The sequence below is a fragment of the Klebsiella pneumoniae complex sp. WS1778 genome (assembly GCF_049472055.1).
Lineage (GTDB): Bacteria > Pseudomonadota > Gammaproteobacteria > Enterobacterales > Enterobacteriaceae > Klebsiella > Klebsiella quasipneumoniae.
In genome coordinates this window covers 1-21,702 of sequence record NZ_JBKGTJ010000005.1, presented here as the reverse complement: position 1 = coordinate 21,702, position 21,702 = coordinate 1, and the positions used below count along the sequence as shown (strand labels likewise).

Sequence of the window (21,702 nt, the reverse complement as noted above, 5' to 3'; positions counted from 1 at the left end):
GAATGACTACACGCTATTTTTCTTCGCTGATTGAACAGTCGTTATCTCGTTCGACGGAAGCTACGCTGAGCATTATGGGCGTAACCAACCCGCATCTTCGTGAGCACCTTACGCAGCAGATGGCGGCTGAATGTGGAAAGGATGGAACATTTCTGGCTTCTCCCGTGTTTGAACAAACATTTGGCTGGAAAGAGTCAAATTTCACTATGAGGGAGCTTGCCACAAAGCAAACGTTACTGAGTAAGGAGGTTGTTGATTCTCTCGATAACGAAGAAAATGGACGTTATCGTTTTGGCTCAACCTGGAAACCGTTCACACATCAGTTAGCCAGCTGGCAAGCATTGCTTGATAAAAAACATTCGGTAGTTGTAACCAGCGGCACGGGCTCGGGTAAAACAGAGTGCTTCATGGTTCCGGTACTTGAAGATCTTTATCGCGAGCTACGGGACAACGGGAAAAAACCACTAATAGGCGTTAGAGCCCTTTTCCTTTATCCCCTGAATGCCCTGATCAATTCACAGCGTGAACGTTTAGATGCCTGGACCCGAGGTTTTGGAACCGGGATTCGGTACTGTCTGTATAACGGTAATACTGAAGAGCTGCATGCCTCAGTAAAAAGTGAGCAGGCAAATCGGCCAAATGAGGTGCTTTCGCGTGAGAAAATGCGTGAGGAACCAGCCCCTGTTCTGGTCACAAACGGTACCATGCTGGAATACATGATGGTGCGTCAGGTTGATGCACCTATCATTCAGAAATCAAAAGCGGAAAAATCATTACGCTGGATCGTTCTGGACGAAGCCCATACCTACGTAGGTTCCCAAGCCGCTGAATTGGCTTTACAACTCCGTCGTGTCATGACGGCATTTGGCGTCACGCCTGATGATGTTCGCTTTGTGGCGACGTCGGCCACCATTGCCGGAAGTGATGCTGAAAAGCAGCTGAAAAAATTTTTGTCTGAGCTGTCAGGAGTACCACAGGAACGTATTAATGTTCTGGGGGGAAGTCGCGTTATTCCTGAGCTCGACCCCTGCAAACAATATTCTCTGTCACTGGATGAGATTGAGCATATCCCTGATTCGGAGAGTGAAGGGATCAGTCCGGAGCGTTATAGTGCGTTGACCCACTCTCCGGAAGCGCGCTGTTTACGCGAAATGCTGGTTAGCCAACCCCGACCAATGAAACTTGATACGCTGACCCAGCGTTTGAACGAGCTGACCAAACATCAGTACACGCAGCAGGATGTTTTACGCTGGATCGATCTTTGCTCTGGCACACTCCCTAATGCAAAGGATCCTGCATTTCTGAAAGTCAGAGCACATATTTTCCAGCGAAACACCCAGGGCATCTGGGCCTGCGTAGATAAACATTGCTCCGCTAAACACAATACTGCGCTGGAGAAGGGGTGGCCTTTTGGCAATGTGTATGTAAATCAGCGGCAAAGCTGCGAGTGTGGCAGCCCTGTTTATGAACTCGCGTTCTGCAATGAGTGTAATGAACCGCATTTACTTGCCCGGGACAAAAAAGGAAAACTTGTACAGTGGGATAATAAAGGTGGGGATGAGTTTTCGCTGCAGGATGAAGCTCCTGATGATTTTGACTCCTCCAGTGAAAAAGTTCAAAAAGAACAGGTATTCCAGCCACCCCATATTATTGCCGCGGAATGTAATACCGAAATGGGCTATATCGTGCAGCGCCTCGATCGTCAAACTCGAAGTATTGGCGTAGTCAACCCGGATAGTATTCCGTTGGCGATGAATGATATTGAGCAGGTCTGTAGTGCCAGCAACTGCGGTTACAGAGGGGGGAAAGGTAAACAACCCTTCCGGCGGGCACTGTTAGGCGGGCCTTTTTATGTGACGAATATCGTGCCTACCGTGCTGGAATATTGTCAGGACTTTATCAGTGATGAAGGTAAAGAGGGGGTTGGCCCGCTTTCTTTGCCTGGACGAGGGCGGCGACTGATCACCTTCACTGATAGCCGTCAGGGAACGGCACGGATGGCGGTGCGGATGCAGCAGGAAGCGGAGCGCAGCCGTTTGCGTGGTAGCGTGGTGGATATTCTCGGATGGTACCAACGGAAACAGTCAACATATGCGCCAAATGCTCAGGCTGACGTAACGAAGTTGACTGAGATGGCAGCAAAGGCACGTGAAGAAGCGAAAAATCTTCATGATTGGGGGATGCCGGAAGAAGCGATCCGTCGTGAAGAACAAGCTGAGCGTTTAGAGCACGCCATCCAGGTCGCCACTGGCGGAAAAGTCGATACGGTTTTGATTTCCCTTTCCTGGCCTGAAATGGTCAAGGAATTGAAAGATAAGGCGGATATCAAAGGTCCTATCCTGCAGTATAACCACTATCTTAAACCCGAAATATTCACTGAAAATGGTGGCCCTTTAAAACTCGCTGAAATGCTGCTTTTCCGTGAATTTATGCGGCGCCCGAAACGCACCAATAGCCTGGAAACACAAGGGCTGGTTCAGGTGGGTTATCTGGGGTTGGAGAAGGTGCATAGCATCCCTGCTCATTGGCAGGAAAAAGGATTAACTCTGGATGACTGGCGTGATTTTCTTAAGGTCACGCTGGATTTCTATGTCAGGGAAAGCAACTACACCCAGTTGGACGAAGATCTGAAAAACTGGATCGGTAGCCGTTTCTCTTCAAAATTTGTCCGTAACCCCGATTCGAAAGAGCCTGATGACAACCAGGTTAAACGCTGGCCGCAAATTCGTCACGGTAACGTCACGCAGCGCTTGGTCAAGCTTTTGATCCTCGGCGCTAAATTCAGCAGCGTAAATACGGTCACAATCGATATCGTTAATGCGTGGCTAAAAGAGGCATGGCTTCAGTTGACGGGGTCATTAGCGGTATTGAAATCCGACGGCAACCGTTTTTATTTACCTAAAGAGCATCTGACATTCTCTCTGGTACAAAAAGCCTACATTTGCCCGGTAACCAATAAATTACTGGCGACGGCTTTCAGAGGTCTGACGCCTTATCTGCCAATGCATATTCAGTTTGAACGGCTGACCAGTGCACAATATGACGCCTTTGTCGCACAGGCGGTGACGCTGCCTGAGATTTGGCAGCACGATCGTTCTCAGGATGATTATGTCGATGGGTTAAGAAAAGTTCGTGACTGGCTTGGGCAGGACCCTCTGGTGGCGCAATTACGTTCGCAAAACCTCTGGACGGACATTAACGATCGCGTCGTTGAAGGTGGATTTTACTACCGCACGGCAGAGCATTCCGCCCAGCAATCATCCGAACGTCTACAAAGTTATGAGCGTATGTTTAAAAACGGACAGCTTAACGTTCTTAACTGTTCAACCACTATGGAAATGGGCGTAGATATTGGCGGGATTTCTGCCGTGGTGATGAATAACGTCCCGCCGCACCCCGCTAACTATTTACAGCGTGCCGGGCGTGCCGGGCGTAGCAAAGAGTCCCGCGCTATTTCTTACACGTTGTGCAAAGGCAACCCGCACGATCGGCAGGTTTTTGCTAACCCTCTCTGGCCTTTTGAAACGGTGATCCCTGCGCCGATGGTGGCAATGAATTCTGAGCGTCTGGTACAGCGCCACGTCAATTCTCTGCTGCTGTCAGACTATTTGTGCCATGTCATCGGTGAAACCGAAAAAGAACGCACCAGCCTTAATAGTCAGTGGTTCTTTGGTGAAGAGCTTGAACAGTCGGTGTGTAACCGTTTCAAAGCCTGGCTGGAGCGTCCGACGCTCAGCATTGACGCGGCTTTGGTTCGTTTGGTTAAAGGCACCGCGCTTCATGGCGTTGCGGCAGAAAAGCTGCGGGATAAAACGTGCGACGCGATTGCGGCGCTGCAGAAGCGCTGGCTGGGAATTTATCGCGATCTTGTTAAGCAGGAAAGTGAATCGCAGCCCAATACGCCGTATCGCAAACGTCTGGAGCTGGAGAAAAAACGGCACTGCGGCGAGTATCTGCTGCGCGACTTGGCGGCCAGAACCTTCCTGCCTGGATATGGCTTCCCAACGGATGTTGTCACTTTTGATAACTTCACTATGGAAGATTATATCCGCGAGAAAACGTACAAAGTCCGTGATAAGAGCGATCGTGAAGATAACGTCTCGCGTTATAAAGGCTTGCCCTCACGCAACCTTTCCGTGGCGATCCGTGAGTATGCGCCAGGCGCGGAGATTATCCTTGATGGCCGGGTCTTCCGCTCTGCCGGGGTGTCTCTACACTGGCATAATCTTAATGCTGATACCAATGAAGCTCAGCGTCTGGATAGCGCCTGGCGTTGTCACAAATGCGGTACGTTAGGCTATGAGGAAGGTATTGGCGGTTCGGGTGATTTGTTCTGTACCAATGATGCGTGCGGTGAGCGCATCACGCCGGAAAACCGCCGTCAGGTTTTACAGCCGGCGGGTTTTGTGACGGATGCGCACGATCCGGTGACCAATAACATTGAGACCATGAAATTCATTCCGGTTGTACCGGCCTGGGTATTTGTTAAGGCCGAGCGTGTGCCTTTGCCGAACCCGTTGATGGGCTTTATGGCTTCCGGGGCGGACGGTAATGTGTTCCAGCAAAGTATGGGGGAAGGCGGTCACGGCTATGCGCTGTGCCTGAGCTGCGGCCGTGCAGAGTCGATGCTCAACCCCACGGATGCGCCGAAATCCATGGAAGCACACTATCCGCCCCGTCCTGGAAAGGCCGACCGGGACAGTCAGAATCAGCGGATTATCTGCCCGGGTTCAACGGCGCTGAATAAAAATGTCACGCTGGGAGCGCTGGCCAGAACGGATGTCTTCGAGCTGATTGTCCGTCGCCCGCAGGACGGAGAGTATATTGCTGATAACACGGAAGAAGGGCGTATTGTTGCAATGACGCTGGCCGTGGCGCTGCGGCGCTCGCTGGCGAGCGTGCAGGGCGTTTCCGCAGCGGAGCTGGGCTACGCGGTGCGTCCGGTCAGGCTGGAGAACGAGCAATCCGTTCTGGCGGTACAGCTGTACGATATTATCAGCGGCGGTGCGGGCTTTGCTTCCAGCGCGCCATTGCATATTGAGGCCGTGCTGAAGGGAATGGTGAAGCAACTGGGCTGCCACCACTGCGATACCGCCTGTAGCGAGTGCCTGCTCGATTCACAGACCCGCCACGATCACGATCTGCTGGATCGTAAAGCGGCGCTGGCCTGGCTGGGTGCGGATTTCAGCCACTATATTGGTTTGCCGGATGAGGAGAAATTCTCTCTGGCTGATGCACAATATTGCCCAGGGAGCATTGAAGATACTCTGCGGCGGGCCATCAACGATGGGGGGCGAAAGCTCACGCTGTGGATGAGTGGGCCGTTGAATGAGTGGGATCTGTATGCCCGTCAGTTCCGCACCGCGATCCAGAACTACCGGCTAAAAGATGATGTTGAGGTGGTGCTGGTTATTCCGCGAAACATTGACGATCCGGAGATCCTTCTGGAACTCGCGCAGTTCACGGCGATAGGCGTGCAGCTGTGCCAGTCTGAGCTGGATACGGATACGCCGCTCGTTGCGCAGGTGACGTTTGACGATCGCCTGATGACGTTAATTTCTCGCAGCCATGACGCTACCATCCCCGGGCCGAACTGGCATCTGAATAGCCAGATGGTTATTCGCAGCCATTTGCAGGCGCCGATAGCGCTTTATAAAGCCGAGTTGCCATCCGAGGATGCGGGCAGCAAAGGCCTGGTTAACGATATTGAAATCCATAAGCAGCTTAACGGCCCGGTTTCTCAGTTTGGCCAGCGTTTCTGGAACCTGCTGACTGAGTCTCAGGATGATATTCAACGCCTGCTGAAGGAATGCCGGGTGACGCGTATCCACTATAGCGATCGCTATCTGCAAAACCCCGTAGCGCTGGCGTTGTTAGGCGGGTTATTGAAGACGTTGAAACCGATGCTGACACAAGAGGCGGAAGTGACGATTGATACGCTGTTCAGGAGTAAAGAGCGCCCGGGGAACAAACCGTTCCATGACTGGATGAGTGAAGCAGACTTCCAGGATTTCGCCGACCAGTGGTTTGCGGCATCCATGGGACGAGCCGTGGAGATTCAGGCGTTCAACTCTGGCCGCGACATTCCGCACCACCGTAAGCTGATGGTGAGTTTTGATAATGGCCAGGCGCTGAAAATCCGCTTTGATCAGGGGATGGGATACTGGCGTATTAACTTTGCGCGAGCCTGGCGTGATTTTAACTTTAATGACGACGTCTCTTTCCAGCTGGGGAATATGGCGCAAGCCTGCGCAGAAGGCCAGGTAGTGAACAGCGAGGAGAGCTGGGCAACCGATGTGCTGGTGCAAGTTATCGCACCTTAATCAGGAACCGCTCCCGACTTACGGTCGGGAGCGGTTAGCGTCAGGCGGAACGTTTACCTGAAATCACGTCGATAAAGTCCTGCACCTGCCGCTGCTTACGGGCGGACAGCTTACCTACCCGATGAAAAGACTGAAGCAGCGTAGAGTCTTCCGGCTGCGGTGGTTTTGCCGTTAGCACAATACAGCCGTTCATCACCTTCACATCCACCTCGGTGCCGGTGGCGAAACCGGCGGCTTCCAGCCACTGTCCCTTCATGGTGAGGGCGGGGATGCGGGTGGCGCGTCGCATAACTCACGGTAAGATGACGGTTATTTGTTGGGGAGACTTCTGGATCGCACGGATCTGCAATAGAATGGACGGTAGTCATGATGGCTATTCCTTGAAAATAGTGATTGTGATGAGTGATATGGCCGTGTTCCCGCACGGCCATATCGCGCTAAATACCTGTACATAACATCAGTAAATAAAAGAAAAGTCCAGCTGAAAATAGACTGTAATGGGAATGTTCAGGAAGAAACTGGATATATTTTTGATGGTTATGATTGCGGGGGAATAATAAAAAGCGCACCGGGAAGGTGCGCTTGAAAATAAAGGTCAGGATTTTTTACGTGAGTTTTTTTTACCGCCGCTGGCGGCGCGTTCGGCCTTGATTTTTTCCAGCAGGGCGGCGGCGCTGTTTTCACCGCTGATAAGATCCGGATTTTCCGCACGCCACTGGGCGGTAAGCTCACCGCGGAAGGCTTTCGCCAGGATCGACTGGGTGAGGCTGTTGACGCGGTTCAGGGCGTTGTTGACCTGCTTTTCAATGGTGTCGGCCCAGGCAAAGAGTTGTTCGACGCGGCGGACGATTTCGTGTTGTTCTGGGAGTGGGGGAAGTGGTATTTCCAGAGAGGCCAGTTCTTTGCTATTTATGTTATTCACCCCAGAAGTTGAACGTGCAATATTCTCAATTACTTGTCGTAATTGGGGACTTTGCAGGCAATAAGAAATATACTTGGGTGCAGCCCTTTCTTTATCCAGTCTTACTCGGATGAGATATCCTGCATATAAATATTCTGTGTCATTTTCCGAAATTACTGCGACCTTGCCGACCAAATCGACACTACCATTGGATCGGATTAAAAGTAAATCCCCCTCTTTCAACGTTAGAGTTACTAATTCCTTCTGATCAAAATCGGCATATTTGAGGTCGCTGTTAATTATATAACCAGGTCCGATGTTAGGGATTCGCAATACGGCTGTACTTCCCTGTGTTTCAGAACACTTTTTAGATGTTCCATATTTTATATTTTTAGCAATATTCCCGAGAGTTGTTAAAGTGTTTTCATCAATATTGGTATTTACTGATTTCCCATTTACTACTGCAGCTAACGCCGCCTGACGAAAACGTTTCAGGATTTGTGGGATTTGCTCAAGACGTGCTTTGGTGTTGTCTACTTGCGCCAGCAGCGTATCGAGTTTTTCGGCGATGATTTTTTGTTCAGCATAAGGTGGTAGACATAAAGGATGTTCTTTTAAAACAGCTTGAGAAATATTTGGTTGGGCTCCACCTTTACCTTTTTTTATGAATGCATTTTTTTCATTGAGCAAAAAGTAATACAAGAAAATACTTGAGGTAATACCTTCTATTGGGGTACCAACTGCACAAGCTTGGTTAGTGGTTGCGTCAATACCTAAGATAGAAGTTTTACCAATAGTTGCGCCATACATTGCAATGGCAACTGAACCCTTGGGAAAATATTTAGCACTTGAGTTTTTTACGCCAGCATCGGTAATGTATTCACTTGCTTCGGTAATTAATTTAGGCCCTAAGTCACCAGTTTTGAACCAAGGTATATTGCCGTTATAATACTCGTCATGACTGCGGGATGGTGTACCACCGGAACCCCAATTGGCAATATTTTGCAGGTTTGTCACAACCCACCCCTCCGGCAATTTTCTCCCACTCATTCCTTCACCTCGCCAAATGCTTCATTCAGTAACTGACGCTGCGCATCCGCCTCATCGCCCGCACCCAGCTCGCGCATCAGTGCATCCAGCTCGCCCAGCGCCTGCACAAGCTCACCCATCGCTTCCGCTGCCAGCACGTCCGGTTCCGGCAGATTGTCGGCGTCGATGCTGTCCTTATCCTTCAGCCAGGAGATATCCAGCGAATCGGATTTGGCGGTGCGGATCCACTCGCGGGTGAACTTACGCCAGCGGCTGGTGGCCTGGTGCTGGTCGGTGTTTTTATTCTCTTCGCTGTCGGCGACTTCGCTCTCTTCAGCGTTAAAGCTCCATTCGCCCTCGGCGCGCGGGCTTAAGCCGTGCGGATCTTCACCGTAGACGGTTTCAAACGGCTGCAGGTACTGCTCGGTAAACGGCGTGCGCTTGCCGAAGCTCGGCATATTGGTACGTAGGTCATACACCCACACGTCATCGGTGCAGTTTTTATCCTGATTCGGATTGGCTACCGTGCCTTTGGTAAAGAACAGTACGTTGGTTTTGACGCCCTGGGCGTAAAAGATGCCGGTCGGCAGACGTAAGATGGTGTGCAGATGGCATTTGTCCATCAGGTCGCGACGAATATCGGTACCCTTACCGCCTTCAAACAGCACGTTATCCGGCACGACTACCGCCGCGCGGCCGCCGGGACGCAGGGTTTCAATAATATGCTGCATAAAGCACAGCTGTTTGTTGCTGGTCGGGTGTACGAAGGTGCGGGTAATGTTGGTGCCCGCGGCGCTGCCAAACGGCGGGTTGGTGGCGACGATATCGGCCTGCGGTAAACTCTCACCGGCGCTGCCCAGCGTGTTGCCCAGACGGATGGCACCGCCGTGATCGAGATTGCCTTCAATATCGTGCAGCAGACAGTTCATTAGCGCCAGACGACGAGTGCCGGCCACCAGTTCGAGGCCGATAAACGCGCGGTGGATCTGGAAATCCTGGGTGTCGCCATCAAGGTCATCCAGATCGTTAGTCTGCGATTTCACGTAACGGTCGGCTTCAATCAAAAAGCCCGCCGTACCTGCAGCTGGGTCTTGCACCACTTCACGCGGTTGCGGCTTCAGCAGATGGATAATGGTTTTAATCAGCGGACGCGGGGTGAAGTACTGGCCCGCGCCGGATTTGGTTTCGTTGGCGTTCTTCTGCAGCAGCCCTTCGTACATATCGCCGAAGTCGTCGCGGGACTTCCCGTGGTCGCCGTTGTACCAGTCCAGCGCGTCCATATAGCTGACCAGCTCAGTCAGTTGTTTGGGTTGCTCAATGGTGGTGCTGACATTATGGAACACCGCCTGCACCAGCTTTTTCTCATCAGCGCCTAACTGGACCAGCAGGTTACGGTAGAACTGCATCTGATCCTGGCCAATGCGCGATTTCAGGTCATCCCAGCGGTAGCCTTCCGGCAGGTAGTCCGCTTCCTGACCGGTCTCTTTGCACATTTTCAAAAACAGCAGCGAGGCGAGTTCATTGACGTAGTTTTGATAGGAGACGCCGCCGTCGCGCAGGTTGTCGCACAATTTCCACAGCTTGGCGACCAGATCGTTATTGTTCATTGAAGATCCCATGTAAAACAGCGGCCCTCATCGGGGCCGCAGAAGAATAAATTGCCGGGGATGATAACGCGTCAGGCGAGCTCATCCCAGATGTAATCGCTGAACTTATCCAGCACGCTGTCGAGGTCGTCGTCAAAAGTGCGCTGTAACATTGGCTTACCGCCGCGGCGATGGAAATTGCCGGTTTTGAAGACATCGTCGTCAAGCACCACTTTCTCTTTCAGCGCCTGCGCTAAACGGTCGAGCCAGCTTAGCTGCTCATCGCTCCAGTCGTTCTCGCCTTTGATGCGCGCCAGCGCGTGGTCGACACGCTCGTCGAACGGTTTGAGTGCATCGCCTACCGCCGCACGACGGATATGACCAATCAGCCTGGCGGCGATATCCTGATTGCGCGTCGCTTTCCACGCGCTGCGCAGGGACGACTCTTCAAAATGCTGGCGGTCGAACCACTCCTGCAATTCCACCAGCCCTTTACGGGTGAGGTCGCGCGGGCGATTGATCACCGCCTGCAGCGCGGGCTGGGCGTTCGGAGCGTGCTGCACCAGCGCATCGAAGGCTTCGAGGAAATCCTGCGGCGTGTCATAATCGCCGTACAGCGATTTGACGCTCACCACCTCATCGTCAATATCGAGGAAAATGGGGGCCTCGCGCAGGGCATTAATATCGGTTTTAAGCCTTTCGAGGCGGGCGATAAAGCCGGGAAGCTTATTGAAAATCTCGGCACTCCAGTGCGGCCCTTTTTCCCGCAGGCGCGAAGCCAGAGCGCCGAAGTTAACGCCCGCGGCGTCCAGACACAGTTCGTCCAGGCGGCGGACCTGCTTATCCACCGCTTCGCTACGGTCGCGATTATAGGTGGCGAGGCCGATGATTCGCTGCAGCTTAGCGACCAGCTGTTCATGGCTATGCTCGGCGAAGCTACGGCCATCCGCTTCGATGGTTTTGTAGGTTTCTGAGTCGGTAATTTCGTTGACCAGCGTTTGCAGCTCCACCTGCGGACGCACAACCACCGGGCGCATGGTGTCGACGCTTTCCAGCGAGCTGTAGATATCAACGCAGTCGAAAATCTTAAAGCTGGTTTTTCCCACCGTTGGACACAGACGCGTGGCGCGGCCCTTCATCTGCTCGTAGAGAATGCGGCTTTTGACTTTGCGCAGGAACACAATATTACAGATAGACGGAATATCCACGCCGGTGGTCAGCAGATCGACGGTGACCACGATATTGGGCAGCCGCTCTTTGTTGAAGCGGACGATCATGCTTTGCACTTTCTTCGCGTCTTTATCGGCATCACCGGTGATCTTGATGATCGCGTCGTGTTCCAGCTGTGGGTACTTTTTCTTAAACGCGGTGCGCAGCTCGTCAACCACCATGTCGGCATGGGTGTTGGTGACGCAGAATACCAGCGTTTTTTGCTGCCCGGTGGGATCAAGGTATTTGGCGAGCTCGGCGCATACCGCGCGGTTAAACCCCGGGATCACCAGACTGCGGTTAAAGTCGGCGACCTCAAAATCCTGATCGTCAGCCAGCGTGTCGTTGATCAGCTCGCCCTGCGGGTTCAGGCGTTCCACCTGTTCGCCTTCGGAAAGGTAGACCCCATCCTGCGCGTTGCGGGTGACGATCTGAATCGGCGGATCCTGGTCGATCAGGAAGCCGTCGATCACCGCTGTACGATAGGTGTAGCGGTAAACCGGCTCGCCGAAAATATCGACCGTGTGCAAGGCTGGTGTGGCGGTCAGGGCAATTTTTACCGCATCGAAGTGATCGAGAATTCGACGGTAGGCGGAAACGTAATCCAGCTGACTGCGGAACTGCAGCTCGCCTTCGGTCTGCTCTTTATCGAGAATGTAGCCGCGGTGCGCTTCATCGACGACGATACAGTCGTAGCGGCCGACCGGCATCGGTTCATCAGATTGCAGCGTGCGTTTGACCAGTGACTGCACCGTGGCGACGTGAATTTTGGTGCTGTCTTCCGGGAATTTGTCGGTCAAGCCTTTGATATCAAAAATGCTGTTAAAGGTATCGCCGTTAATGCGTGTGTCTTCAAACGACCCCAGCGCCTGCTCGCCGAGCGAGCGACGGTCGACCAAGAACAGAACGCGTTTGAAACGCTGCGACTGGATCAGGCGGAACATCAGGGCGATGGCGGTACGGGTTTTACCGGTACCAGTCGCCATCGCCAGCAGAATTTCTTGCTGGCCGTTAACGATAGCCTTTTCTACCGCACGGACGGCATCTTCCTGGTAATAGCGCAGGCCGAGTTCGCTCATTCCGGGGTTTTCAGCAAACCACTGGTTTTGTTTCTGCGGATCGCTGCCCAGCATAGCCAGCAGCTCTTCCGGGCGATGCCATTCCGGTAGCGCTTTTGACATGTTGGTGGTGTGGCGGACGTCGCGATACCAGATGCCGCTTTTGGTCTTCATCGCCGCGCGGTATTCACGCCCGTTGGTGGAGTAGCAGAAAGGGATTTTAAAGCGCTGTTTACCGCTGGTGTCCTGCCAGCTGATTTCATACTCCGGCACGGCTTCGTGTACCTCGTCGGGAGCGTAGTGCTCAAGCAGCGTGTCGCGTAAGAAGGCGTTATCGAAGTATTTGCTGTAGCGGTAAGATTCATTGAGCTTGCTGGGCACATCGGTATTGTTGCGTTTTGCTTCAACGACGGCGATGGGCTTAAGGCCAATGAACAGCACGTAATCGGCAAAGCCTGTTTTACCCGTTTCATCTGTACCCGTCGGCCATTCGGCTATCGCTTTGTTGACGCCGGGTTCCGGGCGAGCGCCTTTGGCAAAGCGTAACGTTTTGCTATCGGCCTGCCAGCCCGCTTTACGCAACTGGGCGTCAATCAGGAAGCGACTCTCTTCTTCGCTGAGATTCAGCGTGCGCTTGATAGCCTGGTCGGTGATCTCTTTGTGATAGGCCTTACGTTCATGTTCGGTCTGTTTTGCTAACTCGGCGTTTTTGGCGGCGAGCTGTGCTTCCAGGGCTGCCACACGGGCTTTGGTCTGAGCTTCGGTTTCCTGTTGCTTACCTTCGAGAACAGCAATGTAGCCATTGAGTGCAATTAAGCGTTGCTGCTGAGCTTCCAGCTCTGTCTGGCTGTGTACTTTTTCCTGTACCTGCTGCTCCAGCAGCTGTTTGAGAGTGATAACTTCGGCGTGGTAGCGATCCTCGCCGTGCTCAGGCATCACAAACGTTGGCACCGGGAAATCATAATCTTTGGTCACCAGCCGGCAGTACCAAACGGCAAGACGGAATCCGAGACGCAGGCACATCTGGGCATCATCCAGATCGTTATGGTATTCGTGAACGGCCTGATTGCCGATACGGCGCAGCTTATGGAAAACGGACAGGATGCTGTCGTCAATGAAGGCAATTTTACCCAGCTCACGTAGCAGGTCATGCTGGTTTTCGCAGGGAGGAATATCCAGTATTAGCCCCAGGTGTTTGGCTGTCGCTTCGCCAAACATACGCATTTTTACCAGTGTCGTATTCGGATCGTCGGGGTAGTTGTTTTCCGCCGCGCAGGCAATGGCGTAAGTGAAATCGTTTACGCCTTTCAGGAAATCGAAGTTGGATTTGTTCATGCACGTTCCGCGTTCAGGCCAGCCTTTGGAATGCTGACATATTAGGATAATCCGTTAAAGGATGAGGCATCAGTGCATGCTACCTCTCTCCAGTTGTACATTCAATCGTCAGAATTTAATGTAACTCACTATTTTGTAAGTATGTTCTTAGTTCCTTGTTCCGCTTTTGTCCCGTGTTTAACAGGCTGCCCTCACTTGCTACTATTTTTGTGCTTTCTTCATTAAGGCTTTCAATGCCTCAATAGTAAGTGAGGGGTATTGTCTGTGGATCATTGCATGGCAATTGGGGCAGACAGGACGAAGATCTTTTACGGGATCCAGTTTGTAGCGCTCTCCAATATCAGACAGCGGGGTAATATGGTGGACGTGAATATAGTCCTTTCCGGTTTCACCATACGTTTCCTCAAAATCCATATTGCACACGCTGCACTGACAGCCGTAATGATCTATGCATTTGTCTCTTGCCGTTTTACTACGTTCGTATTTGTTAACTTTGATTTGCTTTACGGCACCTTCGTAAAAGGTTTCCGGAACATCATCTGGATAATCGATATTCAATCGGGTGGAAAGTGATTCCGCTTTTTTGATGCCATCTGGTGTGAGCTTCCAGATACCAAGGCCTGACTCTTTTGCATTGTGGAGGTACTTGTAATCAACAAGCTTTTTCCTCGCCCACTGGACCATATTGTTCCATTGAGGGCGATTAGTATCATCAGGGAGTAATATCGTCATTTCAGTATCGGTAAGGCCAAATATTTTTCCTAGCGGCTTATAGCATGAGGATGAATTGACCTCACCTCCGCGATTGTAGATCTCTAAAAGCAAAGGTATTTCTATCTCTTTGTAACTTGGAAAAGGCATATATCACCAATTATTGGTAGCAATTTCTATTGCTATGTTCTGAAAACTTCTCGTTTATGCCATTCAATATAACTTTCTTTCGGATAACCGTCCTTCTCCTGAGGCAATCCAATTTGCTTACCATCAAAATCCCAGAACAGCCTGCCAACGATGCCCCCGCCGTTCACCGCCGGCGAAACCTGGATGCGCATATCCTCATCCAGACCAATGGATCCTTTATCAAAAGCCTTGTGGTGAATCGCGCAGAGCGCCAGGCCGTTAGGGATTTCGCAGGGGCCGCCGTGCTGCTTCCATTTGATATGGGCCGCTTCCAGGGCGACAGAGGTATTATCATGGCGCATATTGAAGCCGCAGATAGCGCACTCATAGTTATAGGCGCGCAGCACCTGCTGGCGAAAATGCGGGTCGCGCTCTTTACGGATTTGCTGCAGATCAAACCCCATCTCTTCAGCCAGCTCTTCCTGAATACTCTCCGGGAAATGCGCTTCGAGGATCTGATGGGCGAGGGTATTGATCAGCTTCTTATTTCTGTTGAGTAGCGCAAAATGCGGCTCATCGAATCCGCCGGCGACGTGGCAGAGCTCCAGCTCTTTGCCGGGCGGCTGTCGGCTGCCCTGGGTTGAACACTGTTCGCTGTTGTGCAGCTCCCAGAAGCCGTCGCCTTTCAGGCGCCAAAAGGGCATGTCCGGCCGGTACTGGCGGCGCTGCGGGCCAAAGCGTTCCAGCAGGCTATGCAGCTCATCGCGTATCTCTGAGGCATAGTCGAACATCCGCACATGGCCGCGCTGGTACTGTGAGAGGACGTACAGCAGCAGCAGTGGCTTATGCGGTGCACGCTGTTCGCCTTTGCGCCAGATGGTGATGTTCTCGATCGCGTGTTGCAGGGTCGTGCTGGAGGGCATAGCGTTACATTGGCAGCTAAATAAATGCGATGATGCTCGCAAAATCCTTGCCGATCAACCTACCAGATGCGGCGATTCTACGTGGATCGCTATTTAACTATCACTGCCAGTTATTTGTTCGAAAAGCCCATAGCTTTCTATTTATACTCAAGCTTCGCGCCATCAGATAGCTATGTCTTATGAAAAAACTACCGGACCATTTATCCAGGGAATGCATCATCGCCGCCATTCGCGCTTACGATGCAGGCGTTGCGCATCAGTTTAAAAGCGCGCGTCTGTATGAGATCGAGTTTGAGGGGCGTCGGTATCCTTCAAAAGCCATCGTCGGGTTAGCGGCCACGCTTGCGACAGGCACGGAATTTACCCCGGCGGATTTCAGCGGGGGGATTAAATCCAAATGCGTGCGTCTGTTACTGGAGCAAGGATTTACGATCGCGTCGCAGGGCGCTGGCGATGACGAGGCTGCGCTTTTCCCCGATGAGGGGCAGACGACCATGGAGTACGTGGAAGGGGCGGCGATGCAGGTGGTGATCAATCGCTATGAGCGCGACCGTCAGGCTCGTCAGGCGGCGCTTCGCCTGCACGGCTGCCGGTGTCAGGTATGCGGTCTGGATATGGCCAGCCGCTATGGCGATATCGGCCAGGGCTTTATCCATATCCACCATCTCATTCCGCTGTCCGGGATAAAGCAGGACTACCGTCTGAACCCAGAAACCGATCTGATCCCGGTATGTCCCAACTGCCATACAATGCTGCACCGGCGAGATCCGCCGTTTACTCCCGAAGAGCTGAAGGCCCGGCTGCGCCCTGCAGACTGACATCCGACAGCGCTCGCTTTAATTACATCAAACACACTACTAACCCCACGCTACCTTACCGGTAGCGTGGGCTCACACTCCCTATTTATCCCGCGTCTCGCCAGCCTCCCAGCTATAACTGCCATCGGCCGCTAACCTATCGCCCAGCTCCTGATACTCGAACTGATAAAACTCAGCCTGGGTGCCGTACCCGGCGTAGTCTACCGCCGCCAGGCCGACGAACGCCCCGGTAAAGAACCCTCCGTAGCTCTGCAACACATAGTCATCGGACAGCACTGCGGCATCCAGCTGGACCGGGATCTCGGTGAACGTCACGCCATCGAAGCTGTATTCATAGCTGTAGGTCTGCTTGCGGACTTTGGTCCGGAACCAGACGTATTCCACGCCGTCCGGCACCTTGATGGCGTTATCTTTCAGGTACGATGTGTATTTCCCGCGGTTATTTTCGCCGACTTCGATGACCTTGCCGTTAATTTCATTCCAGGTCAGGAAGACAAAGCTCCAGTGGCGGTCGTTATAGTAATTCGTTAACCCGGCCATCTGCTGGTAGCTGAAGGGCTCGAATTTCACCTTCACCGCGGCGTCAAAATAGAAGGCCTGCCAGCGGCGGGCAATCAGCGACAGGTCATGCGTATTGGCTAACGAACCCTGGCCGATTAAGGTTAATTTGCCGTTGCCGGTGGTGCCCATTTTGGCGGTAAACGGCACCCGCAGGGTATTCCAGTTCGGGTCGAGCGCTGGCGACGTAAAGTCATCCTGCTGGCTATTATCGCTGGCGCTTTCGGTGAAGATGGCGTCTTTCGGCCCTTCGACGACGGTTTTCCCGCCGTGACCGCCTTCAATACGCGGCCAGCCCTCGTCGTCCCAGTACACTTTCTGGATCGAGGTTTCCCGGCCGAGGGTTGACCAGCCGCGCGGGTCGTAGATGGATTCCCCCGGGCGATTCCACGGGCGGGCGCAGAGCGAGGCGTAATACCATTCGCCTTCCGGAGTGGAGACCAGCGCGCCATGGCCCTGTTTCTGGATGTAGCTGTCCGGCGTGTCGACGTTGGTTAAGAACACGTCGCCCGGTTCGGTTTCGAAGCTGTCGGCCTCGAGGGTTTTCGACCGCGCCACCACCTCCTGGTGGGTAAACACGGTGCCGCCCTGGGCGGCAAACAGATAGTAGTAGCCGTTCAGTTTATAGAGGTGCGGCCCCTCGACCAGCGCCACGGCGGTGCCGCGGTAGATGGTGCGCGCGGTTTCCGGCATTAACTTCAGCGTGTTGGTATCCAGCTCCGTTAAGGTAATGCCATCGAAGGGGTGATGGTACTCCCGGTGATCCCAGGTTTGCTGAACGATATATTTCCGGCCATCGTCGTCATGGAACAGCGAGGCGTCAAACCCGACGCCGTTCAGCTTGATCGGGTCGCTCCACGGGCCCCGAATATCCTTCGCGGTGGTCAGATAGTTGGTCATGTCTTTAAAGGCGCCTTCGGTGACTTTCACATCGGTATACACCAACCAGAATTGCCCATCGGCCCAGGAAAGCGCCGGTGCCCAAATGCCGCCGGAGGAGGGGTTGCCCTTCATGTCCAGCAGGGTGGTGGTGGAGAGCGGCGAAGGCAGCAGGTTCCAGTTTTTCAGGTCTTTCGACTCATGTAAACGCACGCCCGGGAACCACTCAAACGTCGAGTTGGCAATATAGTACGTATCCTCGACGCGAATAATACTGGGGTCGGCATTAAAGCCGCGTAATATCGGGTTTTGAATAAGTGACATTTCATTACACCTTTTAAAATGGAAAGTGACGAATCGGTCTGATTTATAATTTTTTTAACTACACGCGGATCTCATCCAGCTGACGGTTGATGTCGGTAACATGTTTATCGGAGATCGGATAAACCTGCATGATCACCATCGAAATAGCGGCCAGCGCAATCGGGATCCACACCGCGGTCATAATGATCCCGTCGATGGCGCTGGCGCTCTGCACGGCGCCGCTTTCATTAAATCCATACACCGCCAGCAGCCACAGCGGGATCGCGCCGCCGATGGTGAAGCCGATCTTGAAGAAGAGTCCCATAATGGCATTGATAATGGCGGCATTGCGTTTGCCAGATTTTAATTCGCCATACGCGATGACTTCCGGTACCAGCGCCCACATAAAGCCGGTGGCGGAGGTTAAGCCCCACTGTTTAATAAAGGTGGCGATATAGGCCAGCCACAGGGCGTCGTGCATCCCTTCGCGGGACCAGACGTAGGTCAGCAGTTCGCCGACGATGAACATGGCGAGGAACAGATGGAAGAAGCCTTTTTTACCAAAGATTTTTTTCAGTTTCGGCCAGAAAATCGGGAAGGCGATGCCGGGAATAGACGCGACGAGACCCACCGCACCCATCCATTCGGAGTGGCCGACGACGTACTGGTTGAAGAAGCCGTTAACGGTGTTCATAAAGAACATGAAGGTAAAGGCCAGCATAAAGAACATGCCGAGAATAACCAGCGGGCGGTTATGTCTGAGCTCGTGGAAAAGGTCGGTGGTTTTGACGTTGGCGGTCTGCTCGGCGGTCGCGACAACGCGTTCTTTGGTGAATTTATAACAGATAAACAGGGCCACCGCGCCGATGATCATATAGATGGCGTACACGCCGAACCAGGCGTAGTTCGCCGACGGATCGGTATAGTTGCCCAGATTCAGCTCAAGGCCGAAAAAGCCGGTGTCTTTCAGGCTACGATCTTTCGGCGCCGCCATCTGCACAAACATCGGGAACAGGGTATAGACCAGCAGGTTGGCGCTGTTGGCCAGCATCATGCGGGTACTGGTCAGCTTATCGATCGATTCCGGGTCGCGGGTCAGCGAGGCATTCAGCGAGCCATAGGGAATATTAACTAAGGAATAAACCAGGTCCAGCGCCAGATAAATAATAAAGGCGAAAGCCACCGAACCTTTCACTCCGGGGATGGGCGCGAACAGTAATGCCGACAGGATCACCAGCGGCACGCCGGCTCGTAACAGCCAGGGACGATATTTTCCTGCTTTCGAGGTTCGTTTATCCACGTAGGTTCCGACCATCGGATCCCAAAACACATTAATGATACGGACAAAAAGAAAAATAAAGCCTGCCGTTGCCGTGCTGATGGTATTTACCGTCAGCATATGCAATGCCAGAAAACCCCCAATGGTGCCGAAAACCAGGTTTTGCGCAAAGTCGCCCATGCCATAACCAATTCGTTCTCCGCGGGTTAATTTATGATATTCATCATGCCGACTGTGCATTATGTTTTTACTCATTCTAAGCAGACTCCGGTTTGTTTTGTGTAGGTGAAACACTTTCTGACACAGTTGACCTGGAAGAATCTATTACGTTTTTAAATTAAGTAATTATGTTTTTTTACTTCTGTGATCCTCGAAGCAACGGCCTGTATCACCTGCGTTGAATCGTTATCCGCCGCTAATTTTCTGACAGATATGCAATGTGACAAAACCGGCATTTTAATTCGCTATGTTCACCTGAATTCCCCAGGAAGTGTACGCTATACGCGCGCGAAGCGAGATATTTAAAATAGTTTTATTTGCGAGATGGCTCACATTTGAGCATTTTCTCAATCGCTGAGTGAAATAACGTAATTGAGCAACCGACGATGAGAATACACGATGTGTCACAGTTGTTAATTTTCGGCTTCCTCATTTTCGGAGTTCATCATGCAAACTTATTTTGACCAGCTCGAACGCGTTCTTTTTGCCGGACCTAAAACCGATAATCCGCTGGCGTTTCGCCACTATAATCCGGATGAAATCGTGCTGGGAAAACGGATGGCAGATCATCTGCGTTTTGCCGCCTGTTATTGGCATAACTTCTGCTGGAATGGCGCTGATATGTTTGGCGCCGGCTCGTTTGAGCGTCCCTGGCAGGCCGCGGGCGATGCGCTGGAAATGGCCAAACGCAAAGCGGACGTGGCGTTTGAATTTTTCTACAAGCTCAACGTGCCGTATTACTGCTTCCATGATGTCGACGTCTCGCCAGAAGGCGCGTCGCTGAAAGAGTATTTGCATAATTTCGCCGTGATGACCGAAGTGCTGGCGGAGAAACAGCAGCAAACCGGCGTGAAACTGCTGTGGGGCACCGCCAACTGCTTTACCCACCCGCGCTACGGCGCCGGGGCGGCGACCAACCCCGATCCGGAGGTGTTTGCCTGGGCGGCCACGCAGGTGGTGACCGCCATGAACGCCACCCACCAGCTCGGCGGCGAAAACTATGTGCTGTGGGGCGGCCGAGAAGGTTACGAGTCGCTGTTGAATACCGACCTGCGCCAGGAGCGCGAGCAGATTGGCCGCTTCCTGCAGATGGTGGTGGAGCACAAGCATAAGATTGGCTTTGGCGGCACGCTGCTTATCGAGCCGAAACCGCAGGAGCCCACCAAGCATCAATACGATTACGATGTCGCGACGGTGTATGGCTTCCTGAAGCAGTTTGGTCTGGAAAATGAGATCAAGGTGAACATTGAAGCCAACCACGCCACCCTGGCGGGGCACTCTTTCCACCATGAAATCGCCAGCGCCATTGCGCTGGGCATTTTCGGCTCCGTTGATGCCAACCGCGGCGATGCGCAGCTCGGCTGGGATACCGATCAGTTCCCGAACAGCGTGGAAGAAAATACCCTGGTGATGTACGAGATCCTCAAAGCCGGGGGATTCACCACCGGCGGCCTGAACTTTGACGCCAAAGTTCGCCGGCAGAGCACCGACAAATACGACATGTTCTATGGCCATATTGGCGCCATGGACGTGATGGCGCTGTCCCTCAAGCTGGCCGCGCGCATGATTGAGGATGGCAAGCTCGATCGGGCTCTGGCAAAACGCTATGCCGGCTGGCAGGGCGAGCTGGGGCAACAAATTATGGCCGGCCGCATGTCGCTGGATAATATTGCCCGGTACGCTGAGCAGCATAATCTGAATCCGCAGCATCACAGCGGGCGTCAGGAATTACTCGAAAATCTCGTCAATACCTATATCTTTGGTTAAATTTGGCTGATATGCCCCTGCGGGGGCATATATTCCGCCATCTGCCCGCTGCCAGGAAATAGCGTTTATTGGTTCGTGTTGTATTTATGCTGTCTGCGCCGCAAGGCTATCTGTTTGACTGTCTATAGATGAACAATCCGCTGTGCGGATGGTTCTGCTATTGTGCCACCTGTTTAATATTAGTGAAGGAGGAAGAGTCGCGATAATTGTGTAATGCCTCTGTGACCGTACAAAATAAAAAATAACTTGTTCTGATGATAGCGACATATTCTGTCAGCTCAGAATAGGCTGGTTATTGTCTGAATAAAATTAACCTATATTGAGAAACTCATGACAATGATAAAAAAACTTCCATTAACCATGGCGGTTATCGCCGCGTTTTTTCCGCTTACCTCTGTAATGGCGCAAGAATTTACTCAGGAACAGATCGACGCCATCGTCGCCAAAGCCGTTGATAAAGCGCTGGCCGACCGCCAGGCGAAAATCGACGCCGCGGCCGACAAAAAGGTCGACGTGATCACCAACCCGCAGACCACCGCCGCCTCGCCGGATATGGCCATTCCGTTCGGCCTCAAGTTCAGCGGCTACGCCCGCTATGGCGCCCACTTCCAGACCGGCGACCAGAAATATGTCGGCGTCGACGGCTCCTATAACGGCGCCTCGGCGATCGGCCGC

At 52.7% G+C, this 21,702-nt stretch carries 10 protein-coding genes and 2 pseudogenes; 4 read left to right on the top strand and 8 right to left on the bottom strand.

What is annotated here, in order from left to right; translation table 11 throughout:
• Positions 1-2 precede the first annotated feature (2 nt).
• The gene (locus ACLEXF_RS20075) at positions 3-6,323 is read left to right on the top strand and encodes a DEAD/DEAH box helicase (protein WP_136084722.1); all 6,321 of its coding nucleotides are present in this window, start codon (positions 3-5) and stop codon (positions 6,321-6,323) included.
• A 40-nt stretch (positions 6,324-6,363) separates the two neighbouring features.
• Here the strand turns inward: ACLEXF_RS20075 and symE are convergent.
• From symE to ACLEXF_RS20045, 6 genes and pseudogenes are all read right to left on the bottom strand, one after another.
• A pseudogene (gene symE, locus ACLEXF_RS20070) lies at positions 6,364-6,691 on the bottom strand (endoribonuclease SymE).
• Positions 6,692-6,918: 227 nt separating this feature from the next.
• Positions 6,919-8,274 (bottom strand): restriction endonuclease subunit S, encoded by a 1,356-nt coding sequence (locus ACLEXF_RS20065; protein ID WP_136084721.1) that lies wholly within the window; start codon positions 8,272-8,274, stop codon positions 6,919-6,921.
• Complete coding sequence (locus tag ACLEXF_RS20060) at positions 8,271-9,860, bottom strand: N-6 DNA methylase (protein ID WP_136084720.1); 1,590 nt, start codon at positions 9,858-9,860, stop codon at positions 8,271-8,273. The genes ACLEXF_RS20065 and ACLEXF_RS20060 overlap by 4 nt, the downstream gene beginning before the upstream one ends.
• Before the next feature lie 71 nt (positions 9,861-9,931).
• Entirely contained in the window at positions 9,932-13,441 is a 3,510-nt protein-coding gene (gene hsdR, locus ACLEXF_RS20055; protein ID WP_136084719.1) for a type I restriction-modification system endonuclease, read from the bottom strand.
• A gap of 201 nt (positions 13,442-13,642) precedes the next feature.
• Complete coding sequence (locus ACLEXF_RS20050; protein WP_108433443.1) at positions 13,643-14,302, bottom strand: winged helix-turn-helix domain-containing protein; 660 nt, start codon at positions 14,300-14,302, stop codon at positions 13,643-13,645.
• 32 nt (positions 14,303-14,334) lie between these two features.
• Complete coding sequence (locus ACLEXF_RS20045; protein WP_407259946.1) at positions 14,335-15,204, bottom strand: phosphorothioated DNA-binding restriction endonuclease; 870 nt, start codon at positions 15,202-15,204, stop codon at positions 14,335-14,337.
• Between the two features lie 179 nt (positions 15,205-15,383).
• On the opposite strand from ACLEXF_RS20045, the gene ACLEXF_RS20040 reads away from it, so the two are divergent.
• Positions 15,384-16,022, top strand: a complete 639-nt coding sequence (locus ACLEXF_RS20040; protein ID WP_114465968.1) for an HNH endonuclease — start codon at positions 15,384-15,386, stop codon at positions 16,020-16,022.
• A gap of 81 nt (positions 16,023-16,103) precedes the next feature.
• Here the strand turns inward: ACLEXF_RS20040 and ACLEXF_RS20035 are convergent, their stop codons facing one another.
• Positions 16,104-17,783, bottom strand: a complete 1,680-nt coding sequence (locus ACLEXF_RS20035; RefSeq protein ID WP_153245311.1) for a glycoside hydrolase family 43 protein — start codon at positions 17,781-17,783, stop codon at positions 16,104-16,106.
• A 58-nt stretch (positions 17,784-17,841) separates the two neighbouring features.
• Positions 17,842-19,281 carry an MFS transporter gene (locus tag ACLEXF_RS20030; RefSeq protein WP_072206957.1) on the bottom strand — a complete coding sequence of 480 codons (1,440 nt, stop codon included), beginning with the start codon at positions 19,279-19,281 and terminating at the stop codon, positions 17,842-17,844.
• A 426-nt stretch (positions 19,282-19,707) separates the two neighbouring features.
• Between ACLEXF_RS20030 and xylA the strand changes: the two genes are divergently transcribed.
• Together xylA and ACLEXF_RS20020 are read left to right on the top strand one after the other, a co-directional pair.
• The gene (gene xylA, locus ACLEXF_RS20025) at positions 19,708-21,027 is read left to right on the top strand and encodes a xylose isomerase (RefSeq protein WP_017900971.1); all 1,320 of its coding nucleotides are present in this window, start codon (positions 19,708-19,710) and stop codon (positions 21,025-21,027) included.
• 330 nt (positions 21,028-21,357) lie between these two features.
• Positions 21,358-21,702, top strand: a pseudogene (locus ACLEXF_RS20020) (carbohydrate porin); the annotation flags it as partial.